Consider the following 14886-nt stretch of genomic DNA (forward strand, 5'->3'; position numbering starts at 1 on the left):
AAGCGCCGTTCAGGAGTAAATATACCTATCATTGAGTAACCAATTTCGTTTTTTATGAAACTCCTGACGGATTTGTAGATAGGTTTTGTGACTGTAAAGCTATTGTCTTTTGAAAATTTCCCCAGCCGATAGAGTAAACTTTTTAATATAAAAATCTTTATATATCGAATTTGAGGGTCAGGAAGATTGAATTGCTTGGTCAGCTCGTAAACAATGAGCAAGTCGTTAAAGACTTTTTCATTGACAATCTGTGTGCACGAAGGATTGTTTTCATCGTCTCTTCCTTGGTAGAGATAGGTAATGTCTGGAGTTGTCGAGATATGATTTGCACGATAAAGTGCATGGATGACAAAAATCCAGTCCTCAGCTAATTTGATCCCTTCAGGAAAAGTGATGTTGTATTTTTCGATAAGCTGTTTCTTGAATAGCTTTGCCCATGGCGGACTGGTTTTTATTAATATGGATCTATGGGTGAATTTGACCTTTCTGAATGCCGCACTTGCAACTTCGGCATGATCATCAATAAACCAGCTACGTCTATTATTGAAGGCCTTGCTTTGAGCAATGACGACTTCGGATTGAGTTTCTTTTGCTAATTTATATAGCGGCGTTAGCGCATTGGGTGGAAGTAAGTCGTCAGAATCCAGGAAGTAGATGTACTCGCCGCTGGCAATTTTTAAGGCATTGTTTCGGGCTGAGGATTGCCCGGAATTGGGTTGCCGTAAAAGTGTTATGTTTTTATATTTTCGGACGTACTGTTTAATGATCTTTATGGAGTCGTCAGGTGTGCCATCATCTACGACGATAATTTCAATGCACTCTTCTGCTGGACGGCCTTCTAGTTTTTGAGAAATAACGGAGTCTAGACATTTGGCAATGTACTTTTCTACATTGTATACGGGGATGATGACGGAGATTGCGTAGTTCATTTCATGGTCCGGAATAATGGTGATTTAATAAAATATAAAATATGCTACGATTGCCAGTATTGCTTGATGGCAAGGTGTTGTTTATGTTTATTTGTTTGAGAGTTGAAATCATTTACGCAAAATGAATGAGGTGAGCATGGTGTTCCTTTTCTTTTTTTTAAGTCCAGCCAGAAAGAATTTGCACTCGCTGAGCTTATGTTGAAGTAATAGCAAATGTCTCTAGCTGGCGACGCCTGAGCTTGGGTGTACATTAACCAGGGCACAAGAAAGGTTGCCAAATTTAAATCATTGTTTTGCCGAAATCGGTTGTTAAGAAATTGAAGAATTCTATAATTAAATCGGTGCCATGACTCTTCAAATGCGCTTTTTCTTAAAGGTATGTAGCTATGAATGAGAGGCGTATCTATTTTTAAGCCAAAGCTCATTTCCAATAATGCGGCGCACTGGGTAGCAGCATGTAAAGTTGGTGTCGATATACCTCGTGCCCACATGGCCTTGAGGCTTTTGTGTGATAGGAAAAGTGATGCGATGCCGTTGCTACGAAAAAAATGACCGGGGGGAAGTGGACGTGCGACAAAAACATCATCGTTGAAATAAATGAAGTGCTCGCTTAACTCAGGAATACGGTGCAAGTGCGCTTCAATCACATGAGAGTTGAAGGTAGGCAAGTAACAGGGTGATATCAGTTCCTGATGGTCTATCACGCGGACACGGTTATTTGGAGTCAGCCATTCAGGGCATTGTTGGTCAGTGACGATGTAAATGCGGCGAACCCATGGAAGGTAAGTCTGAACGCTGTTCAGGGAATAGCGCAGCTCGTCATGATTGTTGAAGCGGGCGGGGTCGTTGGCGTATAGCCCTAGGTGTTCAGGGCTATGGCTTGCCAATGTTTTTGTGCGGCGGGCTTGCCACTGAGGATCGTCACCGTTGACCCAAGTAAAGACCACATCAATTTCCAATGTATTGTCCAGCAAGCTTTCCAGTGCCAAGTCGTGCTTGAGCAAGATGGCTTCTTCATCTTGCGGACAGGCGATCTCGTTGCGAATGATTGGATATTGTTTGTTGAGATAGTCTCGGAAAAAAATCCCGGGATGCCGTAGCAATTTCTTCAGTTTTCTCATAAATTGAAAATCACTTTCGCCGCTACTGCGATCTGGTAAAGAATCTGCGTAATGCCGCGTGTTATTTCAATATTCTTGGTTTCGAGCTTAGGCATGACCATGACTTCGTCACCGGCATCCACTTGGATGCGTTCACCGACAGGGAGAGCGCTACCGTTTTGCTTCATCAAGATTAATCGGGACTTGTCCGCGGTTTGGTTGTAGCCGCCGACGCGTGCGATGTAGTCACCTATAGTCAGGCCTGCTTGCCAATTGACGGCGTTGGGAAACAGCACGTCGCCATGGACCATCACGACGCTGGTTTTTTCAGGAATGCGAATGACATCTCCATCTTCCAGCAGAGTGGTCGGCAGGTTTTTCTCGTCAAGCACGACCTGTCCGCGTGGTTCAACCTTGCTGGCCTTGGAGACTAAGCGTTCGATCAGTTCGGCTTCGCGGGTGCGCAGGTCCGCCTCTTCCTTGGTGGAGGAGCGAGCGGAGAACGCGGTTTCCTGCAGCTTTTGCAAGGACAAGGTCAGCATGGTTTTCTGCCGCTCGGCTACGGATTTGCGGAACAGCTGCAGCGCGCCCATCTGCGACATGCTGTTGGCTTGAATCTTGGTCAGCACGTCGGCCATGCTGGCGCCGTAGGGCAGCACGATGGCGTGTTCGCCGGAATGAGCGCCTTCCACTCGAACCTGGATGGTGCCGGCGTAGCGGTCGGCGCTGATCAGCAACTGGTCCCCGTCTTGCAGAACCACGTCTCCAGCCTGTTCCAGCGGGTAGTATTCGCTGCGCTTCTGCGTGCCTTGGCGACGGATGATGCTGGCGTGGGTGGCTCCGGGTTTGGGGCGAGAGACTTGCAAGGCTTGTTGCAGGCTGATGCTGTTCTGCCCGAATTCGAAGTCATAGGCGTTGAATACCTGACCGCTGACTGAGAAGGTATGTTGGCGCGGGCCCACCACGATGACGTCGCCATCGGAGAACTGCACCATGTCCATCCTGCCCTGAAGCAGGAAGTCGTAAAGGTTGACGCGTTGACGCACGAGGTCGCCGCGCTTGATCTGAATGTCGACATAGCTGCCGCGCTCGGCGTCGACGCCGCCGGCCTTGTCCAGATAGCTGAGCACGCTGTCGGCGGCAATGCCGGGGTAGAGGCCGGGGTGTTTCACGAAGCCGGTGACGAAGACCTTGACTGGTTGAGCGATATCGAGAGCCGCGTACACGTTGACATTGGCCTTGTAGACCCGGCGCACTTGGTTGGACACCGCCGCGTTCAGTTCGCCGTTGCGAATGCCGGCAACCGGCACCGGACCGATATTCGGGATGAAGATATTGCCCTGGGGGTCGACGAGCAGTTGCGCGTCGAAATTGAAGGCTCCCCATAGGCGCAAGGCGATGCGGTCGCCGATGCTCAGTTGATAGTTGGGGTTGAAGCCTTGGCCTGCGCTATTGCGGAAGGCGCCGCCAAAGAGCTGCGAGCCGAACATGCGGCCAGGCGCTTGCGGCGGGACGACGAACGGGATTTCCTGCGACACGGCCGGCGCGGCGCGCTCGGCGGGCTGCTGTCGCGAGGGCGGTTCCGGTTCCGCCGGCGTGCCGGTCAGCAGGGAAACCGCGTGAGCCTGGCCCAGAACCAGGCAGAGAAGCGGGATGAGCTTGGCGCGTTGCATAGTGAAGTTAAATCTTGTGGTCTTCGATAATGGACAGGGCCAGGCGCGCGCAGCCGTAGAGCAGGCTGCAGGCGATCAACAGCGTGGCCAGGGTATAAAGTCTGCGCGGGTATTCCGCGTCTTCGGCCAACTGCGGCGAGGTCACGACGGCGAGGCTCTTGCGCTTGTGGCTGGCTTCCACGCGGCTTTTCTCCAGCGCGGTCAGCGCCAGCTTGTACAGGTCGGCCTGAAAATCGACTTTGGCCTTCAGTTCCTGATACTGGGCGGCTTGACGGTTCAGCCGTCCATCTTCAGGAGCGGCCAGCTTGCTTTTTTCATGGAGAATCTGGGCCTTCAGCGCCGCCAGTGCGCCGGCCAGAGCCGTGATCTGGGGGGCGTCGCTTTGCAGATAGCTTTGCAAATTGCGCAATTCGGCCTCTAATTGCGCCTGCTTGGCCTGTAGCTCCGCCAGCAGTTGGCCTGCCGCCTGGGCCTGGGCGATCGGATCGAGTTGGCCATGGCTGTTCTGATACTTCAGCAAGGCCTCTTTGGCTGTGTTCAGGCCTTGATAGGCGCGTTCCGCTTCTTGTTGGGCGAAGGCAAGCTCGTTGCGGCTGATGGTTTGCGACAGTCCGTTGATGAAGCGCTCGCATTCTTGCAGGATGGCGAGATTCAGCCCCTGGGCGAACTGCGGGGTGAAGCCCTGGCTGCGTATCGTCAGCAAGGAGGTTTTGTCGTCGAACATCACACCCACCTTGTTGCGATAGAAGGCCAGCGTGTCTTCCTTGCTGGCCGATGCCGATAGCCGGTGCGGCCAATCAAGACCGGCGGCGTCAAAGGCTTTCTTGAACGCCAGCCGTGTTTCCAGCCGTTGCAGCATGTCCGGCGAATGGATGTACTGCTGCAACAGCATGGCGTCCTCCCGGACCGTGGAGGCGCCGGCGCCTAATAGTGTGCTCAGATTGAGATCTCCTCCGCCGTCGCTGGAGCGTTTGACGATGACCTTGGACTCGCTGACGTAGCGATCCTGGGCGATCAGGACGAAATATGCGCCGCACAGCGTCAGCGGCAGTCCGATGCAGATCCATGGCGAGACGAGGCGGGCGAGCAGGGCTTGGGGCAGGAAACGGTCAAACCACTTCAACATTTTCTTCTTCCCGGTAGGCCTGAATGGCGTCGTCAATGCGCTGGAAATAACGGACTTGGTAACGGCCGATCAACAGTCCGGCGTCGCAGAATTTCTTCAGTTCGGACATGGAGTGCGACACCATCAGGAACTGGCTGTGTCGGCGCCGCTCCAGCATCAGTGCCGCGCTTTTGCGCTTGAAGGCGGCATCGCCCACTGCGGTGATCTCATCGACCAGGTAGTAGTCGAAGGGGAAGGCCATAGACAGGCCAAAGCCGAGTCTGGAGCGCATGCCGGAGGAATAGGTCTTGATCGGCATGTCGAAATAGTTGCCCAACTCGGCGAAGTCCTCGACAAAAGCGACCTTGTCGTTTAGCTCGTGTTTGCGGGCATAGAGCCGAGCGACGAATTTGACGTTTTCACGTCCGGTCATGCTGCCTTGAAAGCCCGTGGCCAAACCCACTGGCCAGGAAATGCTGTGGCGAGTGACGATGCTGCCGCAATCCGGCCGGTCAATGCCGCCGATGATGCGCAGCAAGGTTGATTTGCCCGCGCCGTTGCGGCCGATCAGGCCGACGCTGACATTGGACGGGATCTCGAGGTTCAGGTCTTTAAAGACATGGAACCGTCCGTTGGGCGTCTTATAGGACTTGCTGAGTTTGTGTATCTGGATCATGAGCGCAACATGGCCGGTTCCCGGCCTTTATAGAGAGATAAGCCGGAAAACAGCAGGGCCAGCGTCCAGGCGGAGAGGTAGGCCAGGCTGTCGTCGTTGCTCGGGTAGGCGGGCATGACCGCGTGCCGCATCAGTTCGAAGGCGTGCAGCAGTGGGTTCCACTCCACCAGCCAGCGGTATTCGACGGGGATCAGGCTGAGGGGGAACAAGATTCCGCTGAGGAAATAGAGCAGCTTCATCAGGATGGGCAGCAGCTTGTCTACCGCCTTGAACGCATGGCCCACGACCATGCAGATCAGGCCCCAGGCGAGGGAGAGCAAGCACAGTAGCAGCCAGGCCGCGATCAACAGCGAGAGCTTGCCTAGCTGGATGGTTTCGCCGGCAAGCCAAAGGCAGCTCATCAGCATGGCGTAGACCAGCGCATAGGTCAGACTCTCCAGCAAGGTCCGGGCTAACACCGCGTCCAGCGGCCGCACCGGGCGGTAGTTGAACAGGCCGCGATTGGCCTCGATGGCGTTCAAGGAGCGCAGGGAGATGTTGCGAAACATCATATAAGGCACGATGCCATTGGCCAGGAAGACCGGAAACGACATGCCGGGCATCGCGCGTTGCACAATGAAGCCAAGCACCAGCAGAAGGATGGCCATATGCGCCGCTGGTTCCAGCGGTGCCCATAGATAGCCCAGCCGATACTCGCCGAAGCGGGTTTTCAACTCCCTCAGCAGTAGCGCGTGCACGGTGGCGCGCATGATGTCGAAGCCGCTGCGCATTTCAGATATGGAATGATTTGACGACGCCGGCCATTCGTTGGCGCTCATCGATGACTAGCGGTGCGGTGATCTTGCGCTGGCTCATCAGCGCTTCCGCTTCCGACTGCAGAGCGTCGGCGGCAATGCAGAATGGCGATGGGCGCATGATGGCGCGGGAGAACGGCGGCAGCGCGTCGGCTTGTCGAGTCAACGCCTGTCCTTGCGTGCGTAAGACGCGTATTCCGGTTTGAAGGGCATTCATGCATTTATCCAATAGGGAGCGCGGCGCTGCGGCGTTATTGTTCAGGCGAGTTTGCTGGGAAGTGCAGTCGGCCGACGCAGTGTTAGTGTTTTGTCATGATGCTAGCATTGGCATGAAATATCCTCATTAGGAAAAGTCCTAAAAAAAACGGGGTTTCTTCCCTGTTTTTATTGGTGTTTTCACTGCAATTTAAAATTAATTAACCTATTTATTTATATGTATTTGTTTTCTAGGATTTAATGAAAAAACAATGTATTTAAATTTTATATTTACATGCGATTTTGTAGGCTTTCCCTATCAAGTTTGATTGCATTGCTTGGGCCGCGGTTCGTGCATGGAGTGCGGCGTATATACGCTAGGGAGAGGTCATGCTTGGAGTGAGCGAGGGAGAGGACGTGGAGCCTGGGAGCCGGCGCCGCCAACTGGCGCAGTTTCTACGCCATGAGCGCCGTTGCTGGCGCCGGCTGGCGTATTGGTTGCAGCAGTTTCGCAGCGACAGGCCGCCGCTGCGCTGCTACGCTTGGCGGCCGGCGCCGGAGGATGTCGACGACGCGGCGTCGAAGCGCTAGGTCGCCGCCTCGGACAGCGGTACAATGCGGCTTTACTTTCGCATCGCCGTCCATCATGAAGTTCACGCCAGGTCGGGTGCGGCCCTTGCCCCGTCTGCCCGGCCGCGCCCTGCAACAGAAGGCCCGCGCGGCCCTGAAGCAAGGCGAGGTCATCGCCTATTCCACCGAGTCCTGCTATGGCTTAGGCTGCAATCCGCTGGATGCGCGCGCCATCCGCAAAATTCTGGCGATCAAGGCCAGGCCTAATCACAAAGGGCTGATCGTGATCGCGGCCGATGTTTCCCAGATCCGCCACCTGATCCGTCCTTTGACCGCCGCCCAATACGCGGAACTGGCGCGCTACTGGCCCGGTCCATATACTTTTTTGCTGCCGGCTTCGCGTCGAGTGCCGCCGGCCTTGCGCGGCAAACACGACAAGATCGCCGTGCGCGTCACCGCGCATGGCGAGGCCGCGGCTTTATGCCGCACTTTGGGCACGGCGCTGGTGTCCACTTCGGCCAACCGCGCCGGCCAGCAATCGCTGAAAACCGCGCGCGCCTGCCGGGAGGCGTTCAGCCGGCGGGTTTTGACCCTGCCGGGGCGCATCGGCAAGCGGCGCAAACCGTCCACCATCATTGATTTGGAAACAGGCCGCGTATTGCGCTGAGCCTGGCGATTACAAGAGGAGTTGCCGTGCAACAGATTTCCTTCCTGAGCCTGATCCTGGACGCCAGCCTAATGGTGCAACTGGTGATGGCCGGCCTAGCCTTGATGTCGGTGCTGTCCTGGGCCTTGATCTTCAACAAGATCGCGGTGCTGCGCGCGGCGCGGCGCAATAGCGACGAGTTCGAGCGCAATTTCTGGAGCGGCGCGGACCTGAATCGCTTGTATGAAGACGCCAGCCGCCGCAGCGACACCGTGGGCATGGAGCGTATCTTTCAGTCCGGCTTCGCCGAGTTTTTGAAGCTTCGCGGCCGCAACGGCACCGAGCTGTCGGACATCATGGCCGGCTCGCGTCGCGCGATGAAGGCGGCGGCACAGCGTGAGTTGGACGCTCTGGACAGCCATACCTCCTTCCTCGCCACAGTTGGCTCGGTTAGCCCCTATATCGGCCTGTTCGGCACGGTGTGGGGCATCATGCATGCCTTCATCGGCCTGGGCAACGCTGGTCAGGCCACCTTGTCCACCGTGGCGCCGGGCATCGCCGAGGCGCTGGTGGCCACGGCCATCGGCCTGTTCGCGGCCATTCCGGCGGTGGTGGCCTACAACCGCTTCGCCACCGACGTTGATCGGCTGGCCACCCGTTTCGACAGCTATATGGAAGAGTTTTCCAACATCCTGCAGCGCCTGGCCACACGCTAAGTGAGGCCGCGTCCGCGGCAAAATTGGGCTTGCCACGGACATTCCCATACGGCATGGTATTTGGTTCCACTTTCTTGAGCCGCACCATGCCGTTTTCGCGCATTCCCCCGCTGACCCTAGCCGCTTTCTTCGCCCTGTACGTGATCTGGGGCTCCACCTATCTGGGCATACGCATAGGCGTGGAATCCTGGCCGCCGATGATGATGGCCGGCTTGCGTTTTTCCTTGGCCGGTTGGCTGATGCTGGCTTATTTGTGCGTGCGCAAATACCCGATGCCTAACGCGCGCGAACTGGGCGGCGCCGCCTTGCTGGGCCTGCTGATGCCGGCAGTGGGCAACGGCCTGGTCACGGTGGCGGAGAAAGATGTGTCCTCCGGCGTGGCCGCATTGGTGATCGCCACTGTTCCCCTGTTCACCTTGCTGTTCGCGCGCATGTTCGGCCAGAAGGCGCGCAAGGTGGAGTGGGCCGGCATCGGCCTGGGGGTGTGCGGCATGGTGCTGTTGAACATGGGGGCCAATCTGAAGGCCAGCCCCAGCGGCGCGGCCTTGCTGTTGCTGGCTTCCGCCGGCTGGGCGCTGGGTTCGGCCTGGAGTCGCCATCTGACTCAGCCCAAGGGACCGATGGGCAGCGCCTGGATGATGATCTTCGGCGGCGCGGCTTTGCTGCTGGCCAGCCAGGTCTACGGCGAGAAATTGTTGGCGATGCCGCCGTTGTCCGGCTGGCTGGCTTTGCTCTATCTGGCGGTGTTTGGCTCCATCATCGCTTACAGCGCCTATCTGCACCTGCTGAAAACGGTGTCGCCGGCCGCCGCCACCAGCTACGCCTACGTCAACCCGGTGATCGCGGTTCTGCTGGGCGTGGTCTTCCTCGGCGAGCATATCGGTCTGCACGAGATGTTGGCGATGAGCGTGATCGTGGCGGCGGTGGTTTTGATCAGCTGGCGGCGCTAGCAGCGCTTCCATGTCCGCCGCGCTTCGTGATACGTGGCGAAGCGCAGCAGACTTTGAACAGGCTCTTACTCTTGCCGGAGAGGTTTTAGCTTGTTAACAGCGACATGCGCCGCAACAAACGCCGTCCCCGGCGCTGGTGCTGGATTACCGCGCCGATATGGGCGCTCAGCAGCAGGGCTAGCAGAACATTGCTGGCGAAGTGCAGCTTGGCCAGCGCGCGCGTGGCCGCGCCTGGTTCCAGGCTGGGTTGCAGAGTGAGCAGGCCGAACAAGTCGACCGGTCGTTCCATCATCAGCCAGCCGCTGGCCAGCGATAGGCTGCTCAGCAGATAGAGCAGTGCGTGGGCGCGGCGCGCCAGCCGGTGTTTGGCCGGCGGGATGTCGGCGGGCGGCGGCATGCGGAAGCTGGCGCGGTAGGCGATGCGCAGCAGGAAGACAGGCATGAGCAGGGTGGTCAGCGCGACGTTGAACGGCGGAATCGCCGCGGAGACGGCGGGTGGCAGCGCGCCGGAGGCGAGAGCGAAGCCGCTGATCATCGCCCACAGGATCACGACGGCGCAAATCCAGTGCAGCCAGGCAGCGAGGGGCGGGTAGGTCTGGGTCGAGGTTTCCATCGGAACCGGCTTTCTAGCGAATCCCGGCAGGCGACGCGCGGCAGCCGTCCTGCCTGCGTTGCGGGCATGGGGTGGCCGCCATTCAAAGAATGGGCCTGCGACAGGAGAGGTGGAGGAGGCCGGCCTGCCCAGAGGGGGAAGGCCGGCGGTTCAGCGCGTCACGCTCTTAGAATCTGTTTACGATCTGCTGCGCGTTGGCGGGACTGTTAGACAAGGGCGTTGGAAACGTCTTCGAAATGCTCATGTACCACTTGACCATTCCGCTTTCTCAGCCGTTTTCGCCGTGTCTCGCCTTGGCTCGCGAGATCGTAAACACGTTCTTAGCCCGCGCCGAGCGGGACGGCTTAAGCCGGCGCCCACAAGGCGGGTTGGGTGGACGGAGTCCAGCCCGCGCCGGCCCAGGCGGTGTGCGGCTGCAGGCAGCGGTACTTTTTGCCTTGATAGCTGACGATCTGGCCGGCGGTGTAGGACAGGCCCTCTTTCCAGGTATCGCCCACCGGCGGCGGGTTGATGCCGCCGTCGCCCTTCTTCAGGTCGATCTGGTAGGTGTAGCCCTTGTAGCTGTCGTTCAGATACACGCGGTTGGCGGTGGCGCTATGTTCCGGGGTGATGCTTACCGTGCGTTGCTTCTGATTCATCACGCCGATGCGAATCGCCTTGGAAGTTGCGTTCACTTTCACACCCAGCTCATACGGCCAGTTGGTCATTTGCCCGCTGACGGCGTCCAGTTTGACCGGGATGGTTTCGGCGTCGCGGCCACTGGCGTCGAACACGCGCAAGGTGGCGGTGCTGTTGTTCGGCAGGTTTTCATAAGCGGTCACCTTGCCGATTTCCTTCCACGGATTGGTCACCGGCGGCGGTTCCGGCGGGTTGGTGCCGTCGCCGAAGATCACGTCGGAGCACGAGTAGAAGGCTTCTTCGCTGTCCGCGCGCTTCCAGACATTGAAAATGATGTGCGGGCCGCTCTTGCCGGCCGGCAGCTTGGCCACCATGTGGTAGCGCTTGTTGGCGTCCAGCGGCGGATTGCCGGTCACGGTGTGGAAGGGCTGCGGATCCAGGTCAGACCACTTCAGCGGCTTGGTTTGATCCCAGCCGTTCTTGGTGACGTAGAACTTGAAGTACTTGGTCGAGTGTGGCGCGGTGGCGTGGTAAACGAACTCGTAGTTACCGCTGGCGTCCGGCACCAGCTTGGTTTTCGGCCAGTCGGTGCGGCCCAGGTTGAAGCCCTTGAACTTGTCCTGGCCGCCTGCGCAGAGTTTGCCGTCCGGCACCACTGCGGCGTGATTGTCGCCCTGGGGGTTTTGGTTGATGCCGTTCCAGTCGTACATGGCCTGGGTGCCGCCTACGAGTTTGGCTTGCTGGCAAGCGGCGGACTTCGGTGATTCCGCGCCTTCCTTGAAGCAGTTGTAGGTGCGGTTGATCGGCACTTCCATGGTGCCGTGGGCCCAGAGCGGCGCGCTGAGGCAGGTCAGGGCGAGAGCGGCGGGAAGGCGCAGTTGTGGTTTCATTCTGACTCCTTTGAGCTACGAGTGGTATGCAAGTGCCTGGCAGTTTGCCAGGCAGTCCAATCATCATATGAATGACATATGATTTAAAATAAGACGACTATTTTTAATGTAAGTTTGGCAAAAGGTACTATTGCCATACTTACTGTGTGGTCTTGTATCCGCTTGATTCTTGCAAAAAATGCTCATTCCCAGACCTGTCCCGCCGGTCACGACACATTGATTTCACATTTTCCCCTGCCAAATCATTCGTTTGTCGTTTTGCTGCCATGCAGCAAGTCGACAATAATGCGCGTCAATAAAATGGTATTGACGTGGTATTAATGTGGTATTAACGTTCGCGGTAAGCCGGAAGGCCGGAATCGACACGCGCCAGCGCGGAAGATGCCAGCCGGGGAGACAGGTTATACACTGGGGTTTTCAGACCACTTGCAGACAACCCATGGAAAATCGCTGGCTTGCATTGAAACCGGATGAAACCCTGACCACGCCGCTGTATCTGCAGCTGTCGCGGAAACTGGCCGACGCCATCAACGCCGGTTGGTGGCAGGCGGACGAGGCGCTGCCGTCGGAGCGCACGTTTTCCGAAGAACTGGGCATTTCGCGCGTTACCGCGCGCAAGGCGATGGATGTGCTGCTGGAGCAAGGCCTGATACGCCGACGCCAGGGCTCGGGCACTTTCATCACGCCGCGGCTGGAGCAGCCGCTGTCTCGCTTGACCGGATTTACCGAACAATTGCGCCAACGCGGCTTTGTGCCGTCGTCGGTGTGGCTGGAGCGCGGCGTGTTCGCGCCCAGCAATGAAGAAGTGATCAAGCTGGGGCTGTCGCCCACCTCGCAGGTGTCGCGGCTTAAGCGTCAGCGCTTGGCCGATGGGGTGGTGATGGCGATAGAGATGACAACGCTGCCGGTGGCTTATCTGCCGGAGCCGCAGCAAGTGGGCACCTCGCTGTACGCCCACCTGGACGCCAGTGGCCACTCGGTGGTGCGCGCGTTGCAGCATATCCGCGCGGTGAACGCCTCTGGCGACATCGCCACGTTGGCCGGCATCCGCCCCGGAGAGGCGATGCTGTTGATTACCCGCATCGGCTTCAACGCTGAGAACATCGCGATTGAATTGACCGATACCTATTGCCGTAACGACTACTACGATTTTGTTGCCGAACTGAGACGATGACCCAACACCGAGTGCTGCAAGGACGCATCCTGACCGAATCCGGCTGGATGGACGGCGAATTGAAACTGGCTGCCGATGGCCGCATCGAGTCTATAGACGCGCGCTTGGCCTCCGGGCGCGCGGTGGAGCGCTATTTGCTGCCGGGCTTCATCGATCTTCACGTCCACGGCGGCGGCGGCGTCGACATCATGGAGGGCGGCCGCGCCGCCGAGCGCGTGGCCAGGTTGCACGCCCGCTTCGGCACCACCTCCTTGCTGGCCACCACCATGACCGCGCCGCCGATCGAAATTGAGCAGGTGCTGCGCGCGCTCGGTTCCTCCTGTCGCGAACGCCAGCCCGGCGGCGCCCGCATTCTGGGCGTGCATCTGGAAGGCCCTTACATCAACCCCGGCAAACTGGGCGCTCAGCCCGACGACGCCTGCCGCGCGGTGATGGAGCAGGTGGACTGGTATCGTTCGCTGGCGCCGGTGTCGCTGATCACGCTGGCGCCGGAAATCGCCGGCCACATGGACATCATCCGCCAACTGGCGGAGCAGGGCGTCAAGGTGCAACTGGGCCACACTCTGGGCAGTTACGAAGACGGCGTGCAGGCCCTGGAGCAGGGCGCGTCCGGTTTCACCCATCTGTTCAACGCGATGAGCGGGCTGCACCACCGCGAGCCCGGCATGGTGGGCGCGGCGCTGGCCCACGCCGAATACGCGGAACTGATCCCGGATCTGCTCCACGTCCATCCGGGCGCGATCCGCGCCGCTCTGCGCTCGATTCCGCGCCTGTACTGCGTCACGGATTCCACCGCCGCCGCCGGCATGCCGGACGGCGAATACAAGTTGGGTTCGCACTCGGTGACCAAATGCATGGGCGGTGTGCGCCTGGCCGACGGCACTTTGGCAGGCAGCACGCTGACCATGGACCTGGCGCTGCGCAACCTGGTGTCCATCGGCCTGCCGCTGGCGGACGCTTCGCACAGGCTGTCGCTTTACCCGGCCGACTACCTGGGCCTGGCCGACCGCGGCCGGCTCGCTGCCGGCGCCTGGGCCGACATTGTGGCGATGGATGCGGATTTGAATTTGCAGCAAGTCTACGTAGAGGGAGAACAAATTGGCCTCGTTGATGCTTGAAGAAGCGCTGTACGCCGCCGAGGCGGTGGCCGCACAACACATGTACGCCGATGAAGCGCTGGCCGCGCTGGGGCGCGCGCTGGCGGTGGAGCGCCCCAGCCTGGCGCTGACCGTTGCACGCGGCAGTTCCGATCACGCCGCCAATTACTTCGCCTATCTGGCGATGCAACGGCTGGGCGTGCCGGTGGTGTCCCTGCCGATGTCGCTGGTGACGCTGCACCGCGCGCCGCTGGCGGTGAAAGGCCAACTGGCGGTGGCTTTGTCCCAGTCCGGCCAGAGTCCGGACCTAATCGACACCATGAAAGCGCTGGGCGCCGCCGGGGCGCGCACCGCGGCCTTGGTCAACAAGCATCAATCGCCGCTGGCCGCCGCCTGCGAATGGGTAGTGCCCTTGTGCGCCGGCGACGAAAAAAGCGTGGCCGCCACCAAGAGTTACATCACCTCCTTGTCCGCGGTGGCGCGCCTGGTGGCCCACTGGCAGGCGGACGACGCCCTGTTGGCCGCGCTGGCCAACCTGCCGCAGCGTTTGACCGAAGCCACGCGCCAGGACTGGACGCCGGCGGTGGACGCTTTGCGCGACGCCGAACGCATCATGGTGGTGGGCCGCGGGCTGGGCTTCGCCGTGGCGTTGGAAGCCGCGCTCAAATTCAAGGAAACCTGCGCGATTCAGGCCGAGGCCTTCTCCGGGGCCGAGATCAAGCACGGTCCGATGGCTTTGATCGACGACGGCTATCCCTTGCTGATCTTCGCACCGCGCGGGCCGGAGCAACAAGGCTTGATCGATCTGGCCGAGGAAATGCGCGGCCGCGGCGCGAAGGTGTTGCTGGCCGCGCCGGAAAATATCGTCAGCCGGGATCTGACCCTGGCGTTGGCCGACGACGAAGCGTTGGATCCTTTGCTGGCGATTCAGAGCTTCTATCTGATGGCGGCGCGCTTGTCCGAGGCGCGCGGCCTGAATCCGGACGTGCCGCGTCATCTGTCCAAGGTGACTTGCACGCGCTGAGTCCGGCAACGCTTGAAACCGCGCCCTGATCGGCCATCGAATCGGGGCGCGTCGCGAACGGCGCCCAGCGGAACCGGCGCCGGCCGCGGAGACGATACATAAGTAAGAATGGAGAC

15 protein-coding genes and 1 pseudogene are annotated in these 14886 nt (G+C 59.0%); 7 read left to right on the forward strand and 9 right to left on the reverse strand.

Going from position 1 to position 14886, the window contains the following annotated elements; translation table 11 throughout:
• Nucleotides 1–332 precede the first annotated feature (332 nt).
• From MOV80_RS05405 to MOV80_RS05435, 7 genes and pseudogenes are all read right to left on the reverse strand, one after another.
• A pseudogene (locus MOV80_RS05405) lies at nt 333–929 on the reverse strand (glycosyltransferase family 2 protein); the annotation flags it as partial.
• Between the two features lie 44 nt (nt 930–973).
• On the reverse strand, nt 974–2050 hold the full coding sequence (locus tag MOV80_RS05410) for a stealth family protein (protein ID WP_249604889.1): 1077 nt from the start codon (nt 2048–2050) through the stop codon (nt 974–976).
• Nucleotides 2047–3702, reverse strand: coding sequence for a polysaccharide biosynthesis/export family protein (locus tag MOV80_RS05415; protein WP_249604890.1), 1656 nt, complete (start codon nt 3700–3702; stop codon nt 2047–2049). The genes MOV80_RS05410 and MOV80_RS05415 overlap by 4 nt, the downstream gene beginning before the upstream one ends.
• Before the next feature lie 7 nt (nt 3703–3709).
• Nucleotides 3710–4828 carry a hypothetical protein gene (locus MOV80_RS05420; protein ID WP_019101181.1) on the reverse strand — a complete coding sequence of 373 codons (1119 nt, stop codon included), beginning with the start codon at nt 4826–4828 and terminating at the stop codon, nt 3710–3712.
• The gene (locus MOV80_RS05425; protein WP_019101180.1) at nt 4812–5483 is read right to left on the reverse strand and encodes an ABC transporter ATP-binding protein; all 672 of its coding nucleotides are present in this window, start codon (nt 5481–5483) and stop codon (nt 4812–4814) included. The genes MOV80_RS05420 and MOV80_RS05425 overlap by 17 nt, the downstream gene beginning before the upstream one ends.
• Nucleotides 5480–6253: an ABC transporter permease gene (locus MOV80_RS05430; protein WP_043589500.1), complete on the reverse strand. Its 774-nt coding sequence runs from the start codon at nt 6251–6253 to the stop codon at nt 5480–5482. Before MOV80_RS05430 ends, MOV80_RS05425 begins: the two co-directional genes overlap by 4 nt.
• Before the next feature lies 1 nt (nt 6254).
• Complete coding sequence (locus tag MOV80_RS05435; protein ID WP_141113137.1) at nt 6255–6494, reverse strand: CBS domain-containing protein; 240 nt, start codon at nt 6492–6494, stop codon at nt 6255–6257.
• Nucleotides 6495–6862: 368 nt separating this feature from the next.
• Here MOV80_RS05435 and MOV80_RS05440 point away from each other — a divergent pair, with 368 nt between their 5' ends.
• The 4 genes from MOV80_RS05440 (at nt 6863) to yedA (ending at nt 9354) form a co-directional block, all read left to right on the forward strand.
• The gene (locus tag MOV80_RS05440; RefSeq protein WP_019101079.1) at nt 6863–7063 is read left to right on the forward strand and encodes a hypothetical protein; all 201 of its coding nucleotides are present in this window, start codon (nt 6863–6865) and stop codon (nt 7061–7063) included.
• 55 nt (nt 7064–7118) lie between these two features.
• Nucleotides 7119–7709 (forward strand): L-threonylcarbamoyladenylate synthase, encoded by a 591-nt coding sequence (locus MOV80_RS05445; protein ID WP_081574770.1) that lies wholly within the window; start codon nt 7119–7121, stop codon nt 7707–7709.
• Nucleotides 7710–7735: 26 nt separating this feature from the next.
• Nucleotides 7736–8404 (forward strand): protein TolQ, encoded by a 669-nt coding sequence (gene tolQ, locus MOV80_RS05450; RefSeq protein ID WP_019101077.1) that lies wholly within the window; start codon nt 7736–7738, stop codon nt 8402–8404.
• An 86-nt stretch (nt 8405–8490) separates the two neighbouring features.
• On the forward strand, nt 8491–9354 hold the full coding sequence (gene yedA, locus MOV80_RS05455) for a drug/metabolite exporter YedA (protein ID WP_039754499.1): 864 nt from the start codon (nt 8491–8493) through the stop codon (nt 9352–9354).
• Nucleotides 9355–9439: 85 nt separating this feature from the next.
• On the opposite strand, the gene MOV80_RS05460 is transcribed toward yedA, so the two are convergent.
• Nucleotides 9440–9967, reverse strand: a complete 528-nt coding sequence (locus MOV80_RS05460; protein ID WP_052051870.1) for a cytochrome b/b6 domain-containing protein — start codon at nt 9965–9967, stop codon at nt 9440–9442.
• 344 nt (nt 9968–10311) lie between these two features.
• Nucleotides 10312–11475, reverse strand: a complete 1164-nt coding sequence (locus MOV80_RS05465; protein ID WP_019101074.1) for a lytic polysaccharide monooxygenase — start codon at nt 11473–11475, stop codon at nt 10312–10314.
• Nucleotides 11476–11914: 439 nt separating this feature from the next.
• Between MOV80_RS05465 and MOV80_RS05470 the strand changes: the two genes are divergently transcribed.
• The 3 genes from MOV80_RS05470 to MOV80_RS05480 are packed head-to-tail and all read left to right on the forward strand — an operon-like array spanning nt 11915 to nt 14770.
• The gene (locus MOV80_RS05470; RefSeq protein WP_019101073.1) at nt 11915–12649 is read left to right on the forward strand and encodes a GntR family transcriptional regulator; all 735 of its coding nucleotides are present in this window, start codon (nt 11915–11917) and stop codon (nt 12647–12649) included.
• A complete protein-coding gene (gene nagA / locus MOV80_RS05475) occupies nt 12646–13767 on the forward strand; it encodes an N-acetylglucosamine-6-phosphate deacetylase (protein WP_275975318.1) in 1122 nt (373 codons plus the stop codon). Before MOV80_RS05470 ends, nagA begins: the two co-directional genes overlap by 4 nt.
• On the forward strand, nt 13760–14770 hold the full coding sequence (locus tag MOV80_RS05480) for an SIS domain-containing protein (RefSeq protein ID WP_107732091.1): 1011 nt from the start codon (nt 13760–13762) through the stop codon (nt 14768–14770). The genes nagA and MOV80_RS05480 overlap by 8 nt, the downstream gene beginning before the upstream one ends.
• Nucleotides 14771–14886 lie beyond the last annotated feature (116 nt).

It is taken from the genome of Chromobacterium sp. IRSSSOUMB001 (genome assembly GCF_023507765.1).
GTDB classification, from domain to species: Bacteria; Pseudomonadota; Gammaproteobacteria; order Burkholderiales; family Chromobacteriaceae; genus Chromobacterium; species Chromobacterium haemolyticum.